Source organism: Aeromicrobium sp. SORGH_AS_0981, from assembly GCF_031453195.1.
Lineage (GTDB): Bacteria > Actinomycetota > Actinomycetes > Propionibacteriales > Nocardioidaceae > Aeromicrobium.
This window is the reverse complement of sequence record NZ_JAVIZD010000001.1, coordinates 367,636-386,874: the sequence shown is the minus strand read 5'-3', so window position 1 is coordinate 386,874 and position 19,239 is coordinate 367,636. Positions and strand designations below refer to the sequence as shown.

The window sequence follows — 19,239 nt, the reverse complement described above, 5'->3', positions numbered from 1 at the left end:
GGTGGTGCTTCCCGGTGGACCTGGTCATCCGTGACACGCACGGCTTCTTTTCCGTGTTCGAGTGAGGAACCCGTGCGTCAGCGGAGATTCCCAGGTCGACCTGGGAATCTCACCCTTCAACGCGACAAACGCCCGCTCCTGGGGAGCGGGCGTTCGTCGTGGACGTGCGTCGTGCGGGGGTCTGGACTCTTGCTAGGTCTCGATACAGAGGGGACCGGCTTCGCCGGTGAGACCACTCGACCTGGCTTCGCCGCTCCCTCGCTGCGCTCGGTCGGGCTCAGCCAAACCGCCCCTGGATGTAGGCCTCGGTGGCCTCCTCGTCGGGGTTGGAGAAGATCTTCTCCGTGCGGCCCGACTCGACCAGCTTGCCCGGCTTGCCGACACCGGAGAGGTTGAAGAACGCCGTCTCGTCGGACACGCGAGCAGCCTGCTGCATGTTGTGCGTGACGATGACGATCGTGTACTTCTCCTTGAGCTCGTGGATCAGGTCCTCGATGACGCTCGTCGAGATCGGGTCGAGGGCCGAGCACGGCTCGTCCATCAGCAGCACCTCGGGCTCGACCGAGATGGCGCGCGCGATGCACAGACGCTGCTGCTGACCACCCGACAGGCCCGAGCCGGGACGCGACAGGCGGTCCTTGACCTCGGCCCAGAGGCCGGCGCTGCGCAGCGAGCGCTCGACGATCGCGTCGGACTCGGACTTCTTCATCCGCTTGCTGTTGAGCTTCTGGCCCGCGAGGACGTTGTCGTAGATCGACATCGTCGGGAACGGGTTCGGGCGCTGGAAGACCATGCCGACCATGCGACGCACGTTCACCGGGTCCATCTCGTCGGCGTAGAGGTCCTCGCCGTCGATCAGCACCTTGCCCTGCACGTGCGCGCCGGGGATGACCTCGTGCATGCGGTTCAGCGACCGCAGGAAGGTCGACTTGCCGCAGCCCGACGGGCCGATGAAGGCGGTCACCGACCGCGCCGGGATGGCGATGTTGACGCCCTCCACGGCGAGGAAGTCGCCGTAGTAGATGTTGAGGTCGGAGACGTCGATGCTCTTGGCCATCGGGGTTTACCTTTCGCCCTTGGGAGAGAAGAAGAAGGACACGAGCCGGGCGACGAGGTTCAGCAGCATCACGATGACGAGCAGCGTGAGCGCGGCGCCCCACCCTCGGTCGATGCTGAACTCCGGGGGGACGCCCGGGAAGCGGATGGAGGTGTAGGCGAACACCGGCAGGGTGGCCATGCGTCCGTCGAACAGGTTGAAGTTCGTGGAGTCCGTGGCGCCGGCGATGATCAGCAGGGGAGCGGTCTCGCCGATCACGCGCGCGATCGCGAGGGTCACGCCGGTGACGATACCGGCGAGCGCCGTGGGCACCACGACCTTGGCGATCGTGCGCCACTGGGGCACACCGAGCGCCAGCGACGCCTCGCGCAGCTCGTTGGGCACCAGCTTGAGCATCTCCTCGCTCGAGCGGACGACCACGGGGATCATCAGCACCGAGAGGGCCACCGAGCCGCCGATGCCCATGCGGACGCCCTCGCCGAAGAACAGGACGAACAGGGCGTAGGCGAACAGACCGGCCACGATCGAGGGGATGCCGGTCATCACGTCGACGAGGAAGCGGATGCCCTTGGACACCCGGTTCCCGTCGCCGTACTCGACGATGTAGATCGCCGTGAACAGGCCGATCGGGACGCTGATCAGGGTCGCGGCGCCCGTGATCAGCAGGGTGCCCATGATCGCGTGGTAGATGCCGCCGCCCTCGCCGACGACGTTGCGCATCGAGAAGGTCAGGAACTCGCCCGACATGACCGACAGGCCGCGCGAGAAGACGGTCCAGATGATGCTGCCGAGCGGGATGAGCGCCAGGCCGAACGCCGAGTAGACGAGCAGCGTGACGAGCCGGTCGGTCGCCTTGCGCGAGCCCTCGACGACGCGCGACCAGATCGGCAGGGCGAACGTGAGCAGCCAGCCCAGCAGCACGCCGCGGACGACGCCGAGGCTGCTCAGGGCGCCCAGCACCGCCACGGTGGCGGCGATGCCCACGACGACACGGGGCGCCCACAGGGGCAGCGTGTTGCCGCGCAGGGAGCTCAGCAGCTCCTCGGCGTCGCGGTCACGCTGGGGACGGGGGTCGGTGGTGGTCATCAGTTGGCTCCCGAGAAGTCCTTGCGCCGGTCCACGATCGCGCGGGCGGCGAAGTTGACGGCGAAGGTGATGACGAACAGGACGAGACCGGAGGCGATCAGCGCGTTGACCGTGAGTCCGCTGGCCTCGGGGAAGCTGAGCGCGATGTTGGACGCGATCGTGTTCGGGTTGGTCGAGCTGATGAGGTTCGGCGTGACGACCAGCGCGGGCGACAGCACCATGGCGACGGCCATCGTCTCGCCGAGCGCACGGCCGAGGCCGAGCATCGACGCCGACACGATGCCCGAGCGGGCGTACGGGAAGACGGCCATGCGGACCATCTCCCAGCGGGTGGCGCCGAGCGCGAGCGCGGCCTCCTGGTGCAGGCGCGGCGTCTGCAGGAAGATCTCGCGGCAGATGGCGGTCACGATCGGCAGGACCATGATCGCGAGCACGATGCCCGCGGTCAGGATCGTGCTGCCGGTGGCCGACGGCGGGCCCGCGAACAGCGGGATGAAGCCGAGGTTCTCGAACAGCCAGCGGTAGAACGGCACGATCGTCGGCGCGAGGAAGATGATGCCCCAGGCGCCGTAGACGACGCTCGGCACGGCCGCGAGCAGGTCGATCACGTACCCGAACACGGCGCTGAGGCGCCGCGGGGAGAAGTGGGAGATGAACAGCGCCACGCCGATGGCCACGGGGACGGCCAGCACGAGCGCGATGACGGCCGCCAGCAGCGTGCCGTAGATCAGGGGGCCGACGTACGCGGGGAACGAGAGCCCGCTCTTGACCTCGTCGGCCGAGGCGGTGACGCCGGGGATGCCCTCGGCGGTCAGGAAGATGGCGACGCCCGCGAGCGTCAGCAGGATGACGAGGGCGGCGCCGAAGGAGATGCCGAAGAACACTCGGTCGCCGGGGCGCGTCGGGGTTCGGCGGGCCTTGGCGGGCTCGGGGGCGAGCTGCGAGGTCACGACGGTCCTTCCCAGTGCTTGGAGGGGTGGGGGTGGAGCAGGTCCGGTCCCCGCCCCCGTCCTCGAAGGAACGGGCGGCGGGGACCGGATCCGATCAGCTGGCGGCCTTGATGGTCTTGACGGCCTCGGCGACCTTGCCCGAGAACTCCGACGTCAGCGGGGCGGAGCCGGCCTTGTCGGCGGCCTCCTTCTGACCCTCCTCGCTGGTGACGTACTCGAGCCAGCCCTTGACGAGGTCGGCCTTCGCGGCGTCGTCGTAGGACTCACAACCGATCATGTACGACACGAGGACGATCGGGTAGACCCCGGACTCCTCCGTCTTGCGGTCGATGTCGAGCGCGATGTCGGTGGCGTCGCGGCCCTCGACCTGGGTGGCGGTGTCGAGCACCTTGGCGGCGGCCTCGGGGGTGACCTCGGTGTACTCGTCGCCGACCTTCACCTTGGCCTTGTCCAGGTCGCCGGCCTGCGACTCGTCGGCGTAGCCGATCGTGCCGGAGCCGTTGGTGACGGACTGGACGACGCCCGACGTGCCCTGGGCGGCCTCGCCACCCTTGATCGGCCAGGTCTCGACCTCGCCGCCGGTCCACGAGCCACCGGAGGCGGCGTCGAGGTAGGCGGTGAAGTTCTTTGTGGTGCCCGAGTCGTCCGAGCGGTGCACCGGCGTGATGTCGGTGTCCGGGAGCGTGGCGTCGGGGTTGTCGGCCTTGATGGCCGCGTCGTTCCACTTGGTGATCTTGCCCTCGAAGATGCCGCCGATGGTGGCGGGGGAGAGCTGCAGGTCGTCGACGCCGTCGAGGTTGTAGATGACCGCGATCGGGCTGACGTAGGTGGGGACCTCGACGACCGGACCGTTGCAACGCTCCTTGGCCTGCGCCAGCTCGTCGTCGTCCAGGTAGGCGTCGGAGCCGGCGAAGTCGACACCGCCGGCGATGAACTGCTCGCGGCCCGCGCCGGAGCCGGCCGGGTCGTAGTTGACGGTCACGTCGCTGTTGGCGGTCTGGAACGCGGCGGTCCAGGCGTCGACGGCGGCCTCCTGCGAGCTGGCGCCGGCGCCGTTGAGGGTGCCGGAGAGCGAGGAGTCGGAGCCGGAGCCCGAGCCGCCCTCGTTGGACGCGCCGCAGGCGGAGAGTCCGAGTGCGAGGGTGAGAGCGAGCGCCGCGGGGGCGGCGACGCGCAGCGTGGTGCGGTTCACAGGGGGTGTCCCTTCGATGATCACAGGCTTCTGTCGTCGGCGACGCTAGGGAGCAGAGGTGTATCGGGGGCCCTCCGCGGGTGAACGCAGGGTGAACGACGAGCGAAGGATGGGCTCCCGTCGCAGGTCAGCGGGGTGATGCAGGTCTCCCCAGCGGTTCATCTGCCACGACGACGCCCCGACGCAGGTGCAGCACGACGCCCTCGCCCGGAGCCAGCTCCGGAGCGTCCAGCCCGAGCGCCTCGAAGACCCAGGGCAGGGTCGGCCGGTGTCCGCAGACGACGGCCGGCGACTTCTCGGCGAGCACGTCGGCGACCGCGCGACGCACGTCGTCCTCCGTCGTCTCCTCCGACAGCCGGGGGTCGGGCCGCAGATCGAGGCCGCGGTGCTCGGCGTACGGCGCGACGGTGTCGACGCAGCGTCGCGCCGGGCTCGACACGACCCGGCGCACGCCGTAGGCCTCGAGCAGCGGCACGAGGGCCTCGGCACGGCCCCGGCCGCTCGGCGTGAGCGGACGCAGCAGGTCGTCGCGACGCCAGTGCTCGCGCGCCTTCGCCTTGCCGTGGCGCACCACCACGAGCGTGCGGGTCCGGTGCGCCTTCACGTCGCGCAGCGCCAGGAACGCGTCGAGGAGGTCGAGGTCGTGCTCGTAGCTCAGCAGCCTGCGGGCGTCGCCCGGGCGCACCCAGCGCAGGTCGTCGATCTCGCGGTTCGGCGTGAAGGGCGTCGCGGTCTCGCCGACCACGCGGGCCGCCCAGTAGCTCACCCGCTTCGGTCCGCCGGCCACGCGGTAGCGGGTGTCGGGGAGCGGGTGGCCGAGCCGGACGAGCTGGGCGGTCTCCTCGGCCACCTCGCGCACGGCGGTGGCGACGAGGTCCTCGCCCGGGTCGGGCTTGCCCTTGGGGAAGGTCCAGTCGTCGTAGCGCGGTCGGTGGACGAGGAGCACCTCGACGCCCCGCTTCCCCGACGAGCCCGGACGCGGCGCGCAGCGCCTCCAGGTGACGGCTCCGGCGGCGGTCAGCGGACGTTCACGTGCCATGCCTCGTATTGTTCACGTCCTAGGTGTCCGGACGGTGACGGGCCGATGCGCGAGGAGGTGTGCGGTGCTCCGACGGGTGCGCGACCCGCTGGTCGCGGTCGTGGTGCTGGCCGTCGCGCTCGGCGCGGGCTGGTGGGTCTCCGGCACCGCACGGGCCGAGGTGCGCAGCCCGCTCGCCGCCGCGCTCGCCGCCGCCCCAGCGGGCACGACCGTCCTCGGCCTCACGGACTGGCAGCGCGTGCGCGCCGTCGGGTCGGACGACCCCGGTGTGCGCGACCTGACCACCCGCTCGGTGCTCGACGACCTCGGCGACGCCGTCCCGAGCGCACTCGGCTGGTCGAGCGACGACGTGAGCTGGGAGGCGTACGTGCAGGACCCGACAGCCGCGGGCGTGCTCGTCGTCGCGCCGGGTCCGGACCTGTCCTGGGGTCGGCTCGAGGCGGGGTTCCGGCGGGCCGGCTTCGACGACGCGGGCGGCGGTCGCTGGACCGCGACGGCCGAGGTGCTGGGGACGACGGGGCTGGGCGACCAGCTGGCCGACGTCCGACTCCTGCGGCGCGCCGGGCTCCTGGTCGCGGGGTCGGACTCCGCGGCGGTCGAGAAGGTCGTGCGTGCCGCGACGGGTCGCGCGCCCGCGCTGACGTCGGTGCGGCGCGCTGTCGACACCGCCGGCCCCTTGTCTGACGCCGACACGGTGCTGCTGCAGGCTGGTTCCCTCGGGTGCGAGGACGCGGCCGTCCCCGCCGAGGCGTCGGACGAGGCGGAGGCCGCCCAGGCGCGCGCCGGACGGCTCGCCGGCTACGTCTACAGCGGCCGGGCGCTGACCGACCGCGGCGGCTCCGGCCCGAGTGCGCAGACCGCGACGTTCGCGATGACGTTCGACGACGTCGCCCGCGCCCGTCGGCAGGCAACGGTCCGCGAGCGGCTCGCCACCGGGCCGTTCGTCGGCCGCTCCGGCCAGGTCGAGGACGAGCTGCGCGACCCCGAGGTCGCCGTCGACCAGGCCACCGTGAGCCTGTCGTTCGACCGCTCCGCCGACGGCACCGTCCTCATGCTCGGCACCGGCGCCCTCCTCTTCGCCGCCTGCTGACGACCAGCGGTGGGTCCCGCTGGTCGAGTGCCTCCACGAGCGCCAGCGAGGGGAGGTGTATCGAGACCACTCTGGGCGTTCGCTGGGGGTTGGTTCGCGCTGGGCTGTTGCGGGGTGGTCTCGATACGCGTCCACGGCGCTCCTTCGTCGCGCGTGGCCGCTACTCGACCAGCGGAACCTGCCGCTGGTCGAGTGCCTCCACGAGCGCCAGCGAGGGGAGGTGTATCGAGACCATTCCAGGCGGGCGCTGGGGGTTGGCTCGCGCTGAGTCGTTGCGGGGTGGTCTCGACACGCACCGACGTGCTCGCTGGTGCTCGCCGTCGCCGCTGCTCGACCAGCGGAGCGTTCCGCTGGTCGAGTAGTCGACGCCGCGACGAAGGAGGGGGCGGAGACGTATCGAGACCATGGTGGGCAGACGCTGGGGGTTGGCCGGCGCTGGTCCGTTGCCGGGTGGTCTCGATACGTCCGAGCTTCGCAAGCTCGCTCGGACTACTCGACCAGCGGAACCCCTCGCTGGTCGAGTGCCTCCACGAGCGCCTGCGAGGGGAGGTGTATCGAGACCACTCCAGGCGGGCGCTGGGGGTTGGCCGGCGCTGATCCGTTGCCGGGTGGTCTCGATACGTCCGAGCCTCGCAAGCTCGCTCGGACTACTCGACCAGCGGAGCCCCCCGCTGGTCGAGTGCCTCCACGAGCGCCAGCGAGGGGAGGTGTGTCGAGACCACTCTGGGCGGTCGCTGGGGGTGGGTCAGGAGAGGCGGCTGCGGCGCTTCTTCGCGCGGGCGATGAGGTCGGCCTGGACGTCGCGACCCGAGGGGTGGCGGGTCCAGGTGCCGTCGGGGCCGAGGTGCCAGGAGCTCGTCTCGTCGTCGGCCATGCGCTCGAGGAGGTCGCCGAGCACCTGCGTGTGCTGCTCGCTCGGCACCCGCACCAGCACCTCGACGCGACGGTCGAGGTTGCGGTGCATCAGGTCGGCCGAACCGATCCAGGCCTCCGGCTCGCCCCCGCCGCCGAACCAGTACACGCGGCTGTGCTCGAGGAAACGACCGAGGACGCTGCGGACCTCGATGTTCTCGCTCAGACCCGGCACGCCCGGACGCAGCGTGCAGATCCCGCGGATGACCAGACGGACGGGCACGCCCGCGCGCGACGCCTCGTACAGCCCGTCGATGACGGCCTCGTCGACGAGCGAGTTCACCTTGAACGCGATGCCCGCAGGTCGCCCCGCCCGGTGGTGGGCGATCTCCTGGCGGATGCGCTCGAGCAGACCGTCGCGCAGGCCCGACGGCGCCACCATGAGGCTGCGGTAGTCGCCCTGCTGCGCGAACCCGGAGAGCGAGTTGAACAGCTCGAGCAGGTCGTTGGTGATGTCGGGGTCGCTCGTGAGGAGCCCGAAGTCCTCGTACACGCGCGCCGTCTTCGGGTTGTAGTTGCCGGTGCCGAGGTGGGCGTAGCGGCGCAGTCCGTCAGGCTCGGCGCGCACGACCAGCGCCAGCTTGCAGTGCGTCTTCAGCCCGACGAGCCCGTACACGACGTGGCAGCCCGCGCGCTCGAGCTTGCGGGCCCAGCGGATGTTGGCCTGCTCGTCGAAACGGGCCTTGATCTCGACCAGCACGAGCACCTGCTTGCCGGCGCGGGCCGCGTCGACGAGCGAGTCGATGATGGGGGAGTCGCCCGACGTGCGGTAGAGGGTCTGCTTGATCGCGAGCACGTGCGGGTCGGCGGCGGCCTGCTCGATGAAGCGCTGCACGCTCGTCGCGAACGAGTCGTACGGGTGGTGCACGAGGACGTCGCGGCGGCGCAGCGTGCCGAACAGGTCGGCCGGGCTGGCGGTCTCGACCTCGGCCAGGTGCTCGTGGGTGCCGGGCACGAAGGGGTCGAACTTGAGCTCAGGACGGTCGAGGTCGGCGATCTCGCCGAGGCTGCGCAGGTCGAGCGGACCCTGCAGGCGGAACACCTCGCCGTGGCGGATGCCGAGCTCGGTGACGAGCAGGTCGAGCACCTCCTCGTCGATCGACTCCTCGACCTCCAGGCGCACCGGCGGGCCGAAGCGACGGCGCAGCAGCTCCTTCTCGAGAGCCTTGAGGAGGTTCTCCGCGTCGTCCTCCTCGACCTCGAGGTCCTCGTTGCGGGTCACGCGGAAGACGTGGTGCGCGACGATCTCCATGCCGGGGAACAGCAGGTCGAGGTGCGCGGCGATGACGTCCTCGAGCGGCACGTGCCGACCTGCGCTCGTGACCATCCAGCGGTCGATGATGGGCGGCACCTTGACGCGCGCGAAGTGCTGCTTGTTCGTCTCGGGGTTGCGCAGGACGAGGGCGAGGTTCAGCGACAGGCCCGAGATGTACGGGAACGGGTGCGCGGGGTCGACGGCCAGCGGGGTGAGCACGGGGAACACGCGCTCGCGGTAGGTGGCGGCGACCTCCTCGCGCTCCTGCGGGTCGAGGTCGTCCCAGCGGACGAGGTGGATGCCGGCGTCGGCGAGGGCGGGCACGACGTCGTCGACGAAGGTCCGCGCCTGCTCGACCATCAACCGGTGGCTGGCCTCGAGGCTGTTGGCCAGCACGTCCTTGGGGTGGAAGCCGCTCGCCGACGGCACGGCGACCCCGGCCGCGATCCGGCGCTTGAGGCCGGCGATGCGGACCATGAAGAACTCGTCGAGGTTGCTGCCGAAGATCGACAGGAACCGCACCCGCTCGAGCAGGGGCAGGTGGGGGTCCTGGGCGAGCTCCAGCACGCGTGCGTTGAACGCGATCCACGACAGCTCCCGGTCGAGGAACCGGTCGGCCGGCAGCGCGTCGTCGACGGGCTCGTACGGCGGGTCGACGTCGAACTCGTCGGGCGACGAGGGGTTCTCGACCGCAGGAAGGTCCAGATCGGTGGTGTCCACGCGGACATTGTGGCAAGACGACGTGAACGTCGTCTGAACGACGCGGCTGTCCGCCTCCTGGGGTCGTGGCGCACGTGGTCGCAGAGTTGCGTGGCGAAGCGCTCCGCGGCGGGCGGTGGCGCGCTATGTTGCGCGCATGGTGACGACGTCCGACCTGGTGGCGCTGGTGCAGGCCAAGGGTGCGCAGGCCCTCTTCTCCCTCCCGACCCCGGTCGTCCGACGCCTCGCCGGCCGCCCGGTCCAGGTCGACGGACGCACGCTCGACCCCGAGATGCAGCTGCTGCTGCGGGTGATGGGTCTCAACGGACCGGCGGTGGAGACGCTGTCGATCACCCGCGGCCGTCGCGTGTACACCGAGGCGTTCCGGATGCTCGGCGGACGTCAGCCCGTCGGCGCGGTCACCGACCGGACGATCGACGGGCCGGAGGGTCCGGTCGGCCTGCGCTTCTACACGCCGCGCGGGCTCAGTGGCCGGTCGCCGGCGCTCGTCTACCTGCACGGCGGCGGCTGGGTCTACGGCGACCTCGACGCCTACGACGCCGTGTGCTCCTTCCTCGCCGAGGAGGCGCAGGTCCGGGTCGTCTCGGTCGACTACCGGTTGGCTCCCGAGGCGCAGTTCCCCGCCGGGTTCGACGACGCCTGGGCAGCGTGGCGGTGGGTCACCGAGCACGCACCGGGCCTCGGCATCGAGCCGGGCGCGATCGCGATCGGCGGCGACAGCGCCGGCGGCAACCTGTCGGCGCTCGTCGCGCAGCACGCGGCCCGCTCCGACGACGTCGTCGCGCCCGCGTTCCAGCTGCTGATCTACCCGGCCACCGACTTCGTCGAGGAGCGGCCGAGCCGGACCCGTCTCGGCGAGGGCTTCCTGCTCACCAAGGCGTTCATGGACCTGTGCGAGGAGAACTACCTCGCGGGCGACGAGGACCGCGCCGACGACCGGCTCTCGCCCCTGCGTCAGGACGCGCACGGGGTGGCGCCCGCGTACCTCGTGACCGCCGGCTTCGACCCGCTGCGCGACGAGGGCACGGCCTACGCCGAGCACCTGCGCGCGGCGGGCGTGCGGGTCGAGCACGCGGAGGAGAGCGGGCTCATCCACGGCTTCGCCAACATGGTCGGCATCGGGAGGTCGGCTCCGCGCGCCATGCGTCGTGCGGCGGCCGCCCTGCAGCGCGGGCTCAGCTAGCGGAGGGCCGCGCGTAGAGCACGTCGCGCGCCCGCTCGACGAAGCCGAGCCTGCGGTACACCGCGAGCGCGGGGGCGTTGTCGCCCTCGACGTAGAGGTCGACGACGTCCACGCCCGACTCGGCCAGGTGTCGGAGCCCGCGGGCGGTCAGCGCCGTGCCGAGCCCGCCGCCGTGGTGGTCGGGGTCGACGCCGACCACGTACACCTCGCCGACCGGCGGCTCGCCCCAGCCGGGAGCCTCGACCTTCGTCCAGTGGAAGCCGACCACCTGCCCCTGCTGGTCCTCGGCGACGAAGAGGCCCTCGGGGTCGAACCAGTCGCTGGCCGCGCGGCGGTCGAAGTCGGCGCGGTCCATCGCACCCTGCTCCGGGTGGTCGGCGAACGCGCGACCGTTGACGCGGACGACGGCGTCGGCATCGTCGGGTCGGAACGTGCGGATCCTGATCCCGTCGGGGACCTGCTCGACGACGGGCTCGCCGCCCGCGCGGCGCAGCACGAGCAGGGTGCGGACCGGCTCGAGCCCGAGCGACGACGCGAGCGCCTGCGCCCCGGGCAGGTCGCCGTGCGCCCAGAACCGATGCTCCCCGGCGTCGAGCAGCTCGACCGCGAGGGCGCGACCACGACCCTGGCGACGGTGGTCGGGGTGCACCGCGAGCTCCACGGGCGCGTCACCGACGGCGACTGCGGCCGTGACGCCGCCGTCGAGCACCCGGCCGACGCGCAGCGGGTCGCCGGCGGCGACGGCGAGGCGGGTGGCCTCGTTGAACGGCTCCACGCCGTCGACCTGGTGCGCGGCGTGGTTCAGGGCCAGCAGCCCGTGGTCGTCCGCGGGCTCCTCGCCGGCGGTGGCGGGTGCTGCCGCGGCGGAGGTCGGGGGCTCGACCTCGCCGCGCCGGGACTCGGCGAGCGCCACGCCGATGGCCAGGAACGCACCGGCCCAGACCGGGTTGCCGGTGACGAACGTGAACAGGACGCCGACGACCGTCCAGACGAGCACCATGCCGCCGTACCGACGGTCGCGAGAGTTCTTCACCCGCCCAGCCTAGGCGTGGGTCGAGGGGAGCCCGTTCGCGCCGCGGGCGTCGAGCAGCCCGCGCAGCTGGTGGCCGACCTCCGCCGCGACCGCACGCGCCAGGGCCTCGGGGGAGTCGTCCTCCGGCTCGGGCACGACGTGGTGCACGGTGCCGGTCTCCTGCAGGTCGAGGGCCGAGACGCGCTGCTGCTGGGCCATCTGAGGGGCGTGGTCGACGTCGCCGTGCACGATGGCGCTGGCGCCCTCGGGCGGCAGCGGCGACAGCCACGCGTTCTCGGTGGCGACCACGACGTCGGCCGGGAGCAGGGCGAGGGCTCCGCCGCCGCTGCCCTGGCCGAGGAGCACGGAGACCGACGGCACCTCCAGCGTCGACATGGCGGCGATGCAGCGGGCGATCTCGCCGGCGATCGCCCCCTCCTCGGCGCCCGGCGACAGCTCCGCGCCCGGGGTGTCGATGAGGGAGACCAGCGGCAGGCCCAGCTCGGCTGCCAGGCGCATGCCGCGCCGCGCCTCGCGCAGTGCTGCCGGACCCATCGGGTTGGCCGGGGTCTGCGTGGTGCGGTCCTGCCCGACGACGACGCAGGGCACGCCGTCGAGCCTGGCGAACGCCACCAGCATCGCCGTGTCGCGCTCGCCCTCCTCGGTGCCCTGCAGGCGCACCGTGGCGTCGCTGCCATGGCGCAGCACGTCCCGCGCACCCACGCGCGGCTCGGCGCGGGTGATCTCGATCGACTCCCACGTGCCGTGACGGCGGGGCGTGCCCGGCTCGACCCCGGGACGTCGGGTGCGGGTCGCGTCGGTGACGGGGTCGACGAGCAGACCGAGCGCGCGGTCGACGACGGACGGCAGCTCCTCGTGCAGGACCACGGAGTCGACGATCCCGCGTCGGGCGAGGTTCTCGCTGACCTGGACCCCCGACGGGAACGGTCGGCCCTCCAGCAGCTCGTAGACCTTCGGCCCGAGGAACCCGACGAGGGCGCCGGGCTCGGCCACGGTGATGTGGCCCAGCGACCCCCACGACGCGAACACGCCGCCCGTGGTCGGGTGCCGCAGGTGCACGAGGTACGGCAGTCCGGCGGCGCGGTGGTCCATGATCGCGCGGGAGATGTCGACCATGTGCACGAACGCGGGCGTCCCCTCCTGCATGCGCGTGCCGCCCGAGGCGGTGGAGGCGAGCAGCGGCAGGCCCTCGGCCGTGGCACGCCGGACGGCGGCGACGATGCGCTGGGCCGCGGCACGCCCGATCGAGCCGGCGAGGAACCCGAACTCGTTCAGGACGAACGCGACGGGGCGGCCGCGGACGAGACCGCGACCGGTGATGATCGACTCGTCGCAGCCCGACCGCGCTGCCGCCTTCTCGACGGCCGCGCGGTAGTCCGGCGGGTACCCGGAGACGTCGATCGGCTGGTCCCAGGACTCGTACGTGCCCTCGTCGAGGACCAGCGCGACCAGGTCCAGCGCGCTGATGCGGTCCATCCGGCGGCCGCTAGGCGCGTGCGCCCGGCCCGGGGACCGACGCGCTGCGGCGCGCGGCCGGCTCGTCGGCCTCCGCCGCCGTCGCGACGAAGCGGTAGCCGACGTTGCGCACGGTGCCGATCAGCGTCTCGTGCTCGGTGCCCAGCTTGGCGCGCAGCCGTCGGACGTGGACGTCGACGGTGCGGGTGCCGCCGAAGTAGTCGTAGCCCCACACCTCCTGCAGCAGCTGCTGGCGGGTGAAGACGCGGCCCGGGTGCTGGGCGAGGAACTTCAGGAGCTCGAACTCCTTGAACGTGAGGTCGAGCGTGCGGTTCTCGAGCTTGGCCGTGTAGGTGGCCTCGTCGACGACGAGACCGCTGGAGGCGATGACGTGCGAGTCGTCCTCGGCGCCCTGGCCGGCAGCCACGCGGCCGATGGCCAGCCGCAGCCGCGCCTCGAGCTCCGCCGGGCCGGCGGTCGTGAGGATGACGTCGTCCATGCCCCAGTCGGAGGCGGCGACGGCGAGCCCACCCTCGGTGAGGATCAGCACCAGGGGGCACTCGATCCCCGTGCTGCGGATGACGCGGGTGAGGCTGCGGACCTGCGCGAGGTCGTGGCGGCCGTCGACGAGGACGGCGTCGGAGGGCGGTGCGTCGATGAGCGCGCTGGCCTCCGCCGGGAGGATCTTGACGTGGTGGGGCAGCAGCGCGAGGGCGGGCAGCACCTCCACCGAGGACTGGGTGCTCTTGGTCAGGAGCAAGAGGTGTGACACTGCGGTCCCTCCGTCGGTCCGCCCCGGGCGCCGTGCCCGCGGCTCGCACTTATGACAAGAGGCCAGGTGAAATCACCGTGGCCTCGTTGCATGGCCCAGACTAGTGCATGTGTCGGACGAATCACCACGAGGTGTCGCGAAAGAGAACGACGTCACACCGGCAGGTGGCCGGGAGGCGGACGGGACGTCGACGCCCGTGGTGACGGTGCGCTACTGGGCTGCGGCACGGGCCGCCGCCGGGGTGGAGAGCGAGCAGGTGCCCGCCGGGACCCTCGCCGAGGCCGTCGACGAGGCCGTGCGCCGCCACGACGGCGACCAGCGGCTGCGCGCCGTGCTCGACATGTGCTCCGTCCTCGTGGGGGAGGTGCCCGTCGGACGGCGCGACCGCACCCAGGTGGGTCTCGACGACGGGGCTCTCGTGGAGTTCCTGCCGCCGTTCGCCGGCGGCTGAGCCCGGCGGTCGAGCGCGGGGGCCGAGCCGAGCGGGGCGCACCCCGACGCCTGGCATCATGCGAGGGTGCCTCGACTCGTCCCGTCCCTGCTCTCGGCCGCCCTGGCGGGGCTGCTCGCGCTCGCGGTCGCCACGGGCGAGCTGTGGCTCGTCGCGGTCGGCGTCCTCGTCGTGCAGGTGCTGGTCGCCACGGCGCCTGCCCACGGCGCGGGCGAGCGTCCGCGCCCGACGACCTTCGTGCCCGTCGTCGCGGGCAGCGTCGTCGCCACTGCCGTCGCCTGGGACCCGCAGCTGCTGCGGGGCACCGACGGCACCGTGGCCACCGAGGACGCCCTGATCTCCGCCGGCGTGTTCTCCGGCGTCATGCTCGGGTCGGCCGTCGTCGTGTTCGCCGGACTGGTGGGGCAGATGCTGCGCCGCGACGGCCGGCAGGACCTCGTGCGGGCCGTGGCCGCCACCGTGCTCGTCGGCGTCGTCGCCACGTGCGCGGCCGGTTGGGTGGCCGCGTCGGGCGAGTCGGCCTCCATCGACGTCGTCGCGATGGCCGCCGCAGCGCTCTCCGTGGCCCTCCTGGTGTGGTCGGTGCCCGGTGACCGGGTGCTGCTCGGGTCGGGTGCGGTGACGGCTGGTGCACTCACCGGCGTGCTCGTCTCCGCGACGGTCGAGGGGACCGGGACGTGGGTCCTGGGTCTCGCGGTCGGTGGCGCCGCGGCCGGGTGCGCGCTGCTCGGGCAGGTGCTGGGGCGTGCCTGGAGCATCGGGGCCCTGCCCGGTCCGCAGACGTGGGCCTTCCCCGCCGCGGTGTCGGTGGCCCTGGTCGGGCCTGCGGTGCACGTCGGGGCGTCGCTGGCGGTGCTCACGGTCTAGCCGCTCGCGGGGCGCGCGACCGGCCCCGTCGTAGCCTGGGGACGTGACCGGTGTGATCGTCCTCCTCGTCGCCCTCGCGGCGACCGGCGTCGTGGCCCTGCTGCTGCGCCGTCGTGACGGTCGGTTCTCCACCCCGGTTCCCGCGGCGTCGGCGTCGTCGGTGGCCGTCGACGGAGCGCAGGAGCCCGACCCGGGTGCGTCGTCCGCCATGGCCGCGGAGTCGCGCGAGGTGCTCACGGCGGAGGAGATCGGCGGCCCGCTGGGCGACCGGCTGACCTTCGTCCAGTTCTCCAGCGCCTTCTGCAGCCCCTGTCGTGCCACACGCGCGCTGCTGAGCGACGTCGTGGCGACCCGTCCCGACGTGGTCCACGTCGAGGTCGACGCCGAGTCGCACCTCCACCTGGTGCGTCGGCTGAACATCCTGCGCACCCCCACGGTCCTGGTCGTCGGCCCTGACGGGACGGTGCTCAGCCGGGCCTCGGGCCTGCCGCGCCGCGACCAGGTGCTCGCCGTCCTCGACGCCTGAGCGCGCTCTGCCCGGCTAGGTGCCGGACGTGGGGGCGGGGTGTCGGCGTCCGCCCTCGTCGAGGGCTGCGCGGACCTGGGCGAGCACGGGGAGGGCGTCGTCCAGCGTCCTGCGCTGTGCCGGGTCGAGGTCGCGGAGGATCTCGACGAGGAGGCTCTCCGCGGCCTCGTCGTAGACGCGCAGCTGCTCGCGCGCCAGGTCGGTGAGACCCACCTGGACGCTGCGGGCGTCGGCGTCGTCGGCCCTCCTCGTCACGAGCCCGGTCCTCTCCATGGCCGAGACGAGGTTGCTGACCGTGGGTCGGGCGAGCCCGAGCCGCCGACCGAGCGCCGTCGGGCTCTCCCGGCGGTCGGGGTGGAGGCGACGCAGCACCTCGATCTGGGCGTCCGGGAGCGACGGCAGGCCGGCGCGGGCACGGGAGGCGTTGAGGATCGACCGACGCAGGGGGCCGACCTCCTCGCTCAGGCCTCGGGCGAGAGTCCCGAGAGCATCCTGGCTCGTGGTGTCGTGCACGGCTCCAGACTATGCGATGGGCGACTGATGCGTTTGCAACAAACGCATTTCTTGTCATAGTGGAGGCATGAGCACTCCCACCAGCATCGACCAGCCCGTCCCCGAGCAGGAGCTCGACGCCATCGTCGGCCACCGACTCATCTACACCTACGCCAACGGCTGGCAGTACGAGATGTACGTCAAGAACGCCACGACGATCGACTACCGCATCCACACCGGGATGGTCGGTGGCCGCTGGGTGAAGGACCAGGAGGTCGACCTCGTCGGGCTGGGCCGCGGGGTCTTCAAGATCTCGTGGAACGAGCCGACCGGCACGAGCGTCGTCGTGAACATCGTGCCCGAGGACCGGGTCCTGCACGGCACCATCTTCTTCCCGCACTGGGTCGAGCAGGACGGGTCGAGGACGGTCCTGTTCCAGAACGACCACCTCGACGAGATGCGCCGGTTCCGCGACGAGGGCCCCACCTACCCGATCTACGTCGTGCCGGAGTTCGCGCACATCACCCTCCTCGAGCACGTCGGCACCGACGACGAGACCGTGATCGACACCGCGCCGGGCGACCTGCCCGCCGGTTTCGCGGACCGGAGGAACTGACCATGGGGCCGAGGGAGCCCGACGTGGTGCCGCTCACGTTGTCGCACGGCGGCCGTACGCTCAGGGGCCACGAGCTCAGGCCGGTGGCCGCCGAGGGCGCACCCTCCGTCCTGCTCGTGCACGGGTTCAGCGACTCCAGCACCGGGCCGCGACGCCTCTTCGTGCAGGTCGCCCGGCGGCTGACGGCCCTCGGTGCGGTCGTCCGCGCGTACGACCGTCTCGGTCAGGGCGTCAGCGACGGCGAGTTCGAGGACGTCACGCTGCGTGACGAGGTCGACCAGGTGTCGTCGATGGTCCGCGAGCTCGCGGCCGACCGCTCCGCGCCCGTCCACGTCGTGGCGCACAGCCTCGGCGCGGTGGAGTCGGCCATCGTCGCCGCTCGGCTGCCCCACCTCGTGGCCAGCCTCACGCTGTGGTCGCCCGCCGGCGTCGTCGTCGACGACATCGTCGTGAAGAACGAGATCCAGGGCCGGTCGCTCGCCACCGTCGAGGAGGACGGCGGCTTCGACGTCGGCGGCATGTGGCTCGGCCAGGCGTTCATCGACGACGTGCGCGACGACCTCGACGTGTACGCGGAGGCGGCCGGGTACCCCGGCCCCGTCCAGGTCGTCCACGGCGCGGCCGACGAGATCGTGCCGCCGGGGTACGGACGCCGCTACGCGGAGCTCCTCCCGCAGGGCGCGTTCACGGAGGTCGCCGGCGCCGACCACGCCTGGTCGTCCCGCGCCCTCCGCGAGGGCCTGGTCGACGGCCTCGTGTCGTTCCTCGGGCTGGTGCCGGAGCAGCGGCGTCGGCGGTAGGTGGCGCGCGGCTCGCCCTCTCAGCGGTAGGTGGCACGCGTCAACAAGCCCCAGTGACGCGCGCCACCTACCGCTGGCCCGCATTCCGCAACTCACCTACCGCTGGCCCGCGTCCGGGCTGCCACGCAGGGGCGTCTTGAATGATGAGACGACCATCCAGCATGCGAGACGATCCTCGGGCGTCGCGCGCGGACCGACCTACAGTGGGCGCATGACCGGCTCGACGTACCTGACGCGGCGCCTCGCGGTGGACAACTGCCGCACGCGTTCCGCGCTGTGTCGTCGCTCCTGATCGACCGCACCGGCCACCCGCCCGCGGTCCCGAGCCCGCCCGTCAGTCCGCCGAGCGACGACCCTGCGTCGCGCCGGCCCGTCCAGGAGACCGTCCCATGGCCCGTCCCACCCACGTCGACCCGCGCGGCATGCGCTTCGCGGCTGCCCTGACGTCCGTCGTCCTGGCCGTCGCGCTGGTCGTGCCGACCTCGGTCGCGCTGGTGCTGCTGGCCGTCCAGGGCGTCGTGTTCGCGATCGGCGCCAGCGGTCACCTCGACACGTCGCCGTACGCGATCCTCTTCGCCCGTCTGGTGCGACCGAGGATCGGTCCGCCGGCCGAGCCGGAGGACGCGCGACCGCCGCGGTTCGCGCAGACCGTCGGACTCGGCTTCGTCGTCGTCGCCCTCGTGGGCTTCGGCGTCGGCATCCCGGCACTCGGCTACGTCGCCACGGCGTTCGCGCTCGTGGCTGCCCTGCTCAACGCTGCCGTCGGCTTCTGCCTCGGCTGCGAGCTGTACCTGCTCGCGCGACGCGCCACCGCGTCCCGCGCGCACGCCTGACCACCACCTGCACGCCCACCCGACCCCACCACCGCGTGGGACCACACATGGAGGTATCCACATGAGCCGCGACACCGCGCTCGTCACCGCCGACTGGGTCGAGGAGCACCTCGACGACCCGAAGGTCGTCCTCATCGAGGTCGACGAGGACGTCGAGGCCTACGACAAGGGCCACATCCCCGGCGCGATCAAGCTCGACTGGAAGAAGGACCTCCAGGACGGCGTCCGCCACGACTTCATCTCCAAGGAGAAGCTCGAGAAGCTGCTCTCGGAGAAGGGTGTCGCCAACGACGACACGGTCGTCTTCTACGGCGGCAACAACAACTGGTTCGCGGCCTACGCCTACTGGTACCTGACCTACTACGGCCACGAGAACCTGCGTCTGCTCGACGGTGGCCGCAAGAAGTGGGAGCTCGACAGCCGCGAGCTGTCCGCCGACGTCCCGGACCGTCCGGCCACGACCTACACGGCCCAGGAGCCGAACGAGGCCGTCCGCGCCTACCGCGACGAGGTCGTCGAGGCCATCGGCACGAAGAACCTCATCGACGTCCGCAGCCCTGACGAGTACGCCGGTCGCCTGCTCGCCCCCGCGCACCTGCCGCAGGAGGCCGCCCAGATCGCCGGCCACATCCCCACCGCGGGCAACGTGCCGTGGAGCAAGGCCGCCAACGACGACGGCACCTTCCGCAAGGACGAGGAGCTCAAGGCCCTCTACGCCGACGCCGGCCTCGACGAGGGCAAGGACACCATCGCCTACTGCCGCATCGGCGAGCGCAGCTCGCACACGTGGTTCGTGCTCAACGAGATCCTCGGCTACCCGAACGTCAAGAACTACGACGGCTCGTGGAGCGAGTACGGCTCGCTGCGTGGCGTGCCGGTCGCGGTCGGCGACGAGCGCGGGGAGGCCTGA

19 protein-coding genes are annotated in these 19,239 nt (G+C 72.2%); 9 read left to right on the top strand and 10 right to left on the bottom strand.

Annotated features, from left to right (window positions below; all coding sequences use genetic code 11):
• Nucleotides 1-277: 277 nt before the first annotated feature.
• From pstB to QE370_RS02020, 5 genes are all read right to left on the bottom strand, one after another.
• A complete protein-coding gene (gene pstB / locus QE370_RS02040) occupies nucleotides 278-1,057 on the bottom strand; it encodes a phosphate ABC transporter ATP-binding protein PstB (protein WP_067860139.1) in 780 nt (259 codons plus the stop codon).
• 6 nt (nucleotides 1,058-1,063) lie between these two features.
• Nucleotides 1,064-2,143, bottom strand: coding sequence for a phosphate ABC transporter permease PstA (pstA, locus tag QE370_RS02035; protein ID WP_309633220.1), 1,080 nt, complete (start codon nucleotides 2,141-2,143; stop codon nucleotides 1,064-1,066).
• The gene (gene pstC, locus QE370_RS02030) at nucleotides 2,143-3,093 is read right to left on the bottom strand and encodes a phosphate ABC transporter permease subunit PstC (RefSeq protein ID WP_067860135.1); all 951 of its coding nucleotides are present in this window, start codon (nucleotides 3,091-3,093) and stop codon (nucleotides 2,143-2,145) included. The genes pstA and pstC overlap by 1 nt, the downstream gene beginning before the upstream one ends.
• 94 nt (nucleotides 3,094-3,187) lie before the next feature.
• Nucleotides 3,188-4,285, bottom strand: coding sequence for a phosphate ABC transporter substrate-binding protein PstS (gene pstS, locus QE370_RS02025; protein WP_253024942.1), 1,098 nt, complete (start codon nucleotides 4,283-4,285; stop codon nucleotides 3,188-3,190).
• A 127-nt stretch (nucleotides 4,286-4,412) separates the two neighbouring features.
• Complete coding sequence (locus tag QE370_RS02020) at nucleotides 4,413-5,324, bottom strand: NUDIX hydrolase (protein ID WP_309633219.1); 912 nt, start codon at nucleotides 5,322-5,324, stop codon at nucleotides 4,413-4,415.
• Nucleotides 5,325-5,388: 64 nt separating this feature from the next.
• Between QE370_RS02020 and QE370_RS02015 the strand changes: the two genes are divergently transcribed.
• Nucleotides 5,389-6,414: a hypothetical protein gene (locus QE370_RS02015; protein WP_309633218.1), complete on the top strand. Its 1,026-nt coding sequence runs from the start codon at nucleotides 5,389-5,391 to the stop codon at nucleotides 6,412-6,414.
• 745 nt (nucleotides 6,415-7,159) lie between these two features.
• On the opposite strand, the gene QE370_RS02010 is transcribed toward QE370_RS02015, so the two are convergent.
• The gene (locus QE370_RS02010; RefSeq protein ID WP_309633217.1) at nucleotides 7,160-9,301 is read right to left on the bottom strand and encodes an RNA degradosome polyphosphate kinase; all 2,142 of its coding nucleotides are present in this window, start codon (nucleotides 9,299-9,301) and stop codon (nucleotides 7,160-7,162) included.
• 136 nt (nucleotides 9,302-9,437) lie between these two features.
• Here QE370_RS02010 and QE370_RS02005 point away from each other — a divergent pair, with 136 nt between their 5' ends.
• Entirely contained in the window at nucleotides 9,438-10,484 is a 1,047-nt protein-coding gene (locus tag QE370_RS02005; RefSeq protein ID WP_253027221.1) for an alpha/beta hydrolase, read from the top strand.
• Here QE370_RS02005 and mshD read toward each other — a convergent pair.
• From mshD to QE370_RS01990, 3 genes are read right to left on the bottom strand one after another with little or no spacing between them, the layout of a single operon-like run.
• A complete protein-coding gene (gene mshD / locus QE370_RS02000) occupies nucleotides 10,477-11,517 on the bottom strand; it encodes a mycothiol synthase (protein WP_309633216.1) in 1,041 nt (346 codons plus the stop codon). The genes QE370_RS02005 and mshD overlap by 8 nt on opposite strands.
• Nucleotides 11,518-11,526: 9 nt before the next feature.
• A complete protein-coding gene (locus QE370_RS01995) occupies nucleotides 11,527-12,993 on the bottom strand; it encodes a carboxyl transferase domain-containing protein (RefSeq protein ID WP_309633215.1) in 1,467 nt (488 codons plus the stop codon).
• Between the two features lie 10 nt (nucleotides 12,994-13,003).
• Nucleotides 13,004-13,744 carry a response regulator transcription factor gene (locus tag QE370_RS01990; protein ID WP_253024123.1) on the bottom strand — a complete coding sequence of 247 codons (741 nt, stop codon included), beginning with the start codon at nucleotides 13,742-13,744 and terminating at the stop codon, nucleotides 13,004-13,006.
• A 196-nt stretch (nucleotides 13,745-13,940) separates the two neighbouring features.
• Between QE370_RS01990 and QE370_RS01985 the strand changes: the two genes are divergently transcribed.
• From QE370_RS01985 to QE370_RS01975, 3 genes are all read left to right on the top strand, one after another.
• Nucleotides 13,941-14,195, top strand: a complete 255-nt coding sequence (locus tag QE370_RS01985; protein WP_309633214.1) for a MoaD/ThiS family protein — start codon at nucleotides 13,941-13,943, stop codon at nucleotides 14,193-14,195.
• A 66-nt stretch (nucleotides 14,196-14,261) separates the two neighbouring features.
• Nucleotides 14,262-15,062 carry a hypothetical protein gene (locus QE370_RS01980; protein ID WP_309633213.1) on the top strand — a complete coding sequence of 267 codons (801 nt, stop codon included), beginning with the start codon at nucleotides 14,262-14,264 and terminating at the stop codon, nucleotides 15,060-15,062.
• Nucleotides 15,063-15,105: 43 nt separating this feature from the next.
• Complete coding sequence (locus QE370_RS01975; RefSeq protein WP_309633212.1) at nucleotides 15,106-15,588, top strand: thioredoxin family protein; 483 nt, start codon at nucleotides 15,106-15,108, stop codon at nucleotides 15,586-15,588.
• Between the two features lie 15 nt (nucleotides 15,589-15,603).
• On the opposite strand, the gene QE370_RS01970 is transcribed toward QE370_RS01975, so the two are convergent.
• Entirely contained in the window at nucleotides 15,604-16,101 is a 498-nt protein-coding gene (locus QE370_RS01970; RefSeq protein WP_309633211.1) for a MarR family transcriptional regulator, read from the bottom strand.
• A gap of 67 nt (nucleotides 16,102-16,168) precedes the next feature.
• Between QE370_RS01970 and QE370_RS01965 the strand changes: the two genes are divergently transcribed.
• The 4 genes from QE370_RS01965 (at nucleotide 16,169) to QE370_RS01950 (ending at nucleotide 19,239) form a co-directional block, all read left to right on the top strand.
• A complete protein-coding gene (locus QE370_RS01965; RefSeq protein WP_253024134.1) occupies nucleotides 16,169-16,696 on the top strand; it encodes a phenolic acid decarboxylase in 528 nt (175 codons plus the stop codon).
• A gap of 2 nt (nucleotides 16,697-16,698) precedes the next feature.
• Nucleotides 16,699-17,496, top strand: a complete 798-nt coding sequence (locus QE370_RS01960; protein ID WP_309633210.1) for an alpha/beta fold hydrolase — start codon at nucleotides 16,699-16,701, stop codon at nucleotides 17,494-17,496.
• Nucleotides 17,497-17,885: 389 nt separating this feature from the next.
• Nucleotides 17,886-18,329, top strand: coding sequence for a DUF4395 domain-containing protein (locus QE370_RS01955; RefSeq protein WP_253024138.1), 444 nt, complete (start codon nucleotides 17,886-17,888; stop codon nucleotides 18,327-18,329).
• A 61-nt stretch (nucleotides 18,330-18,390) separates the two neighbouring features.
• Nucleotides 18,391-19,239 carry a sulfurtransferase gene (locus tag QE370_RS01950; RefSeq protein ID WP_309633209.1) on the top strand — a complete coding sequence of 283 codons (849 nt, stop codon included), beginning with the start codon at nucleotides 18,391-18,393 and terminating at the stop codon, nucleotides 19,237-19,239.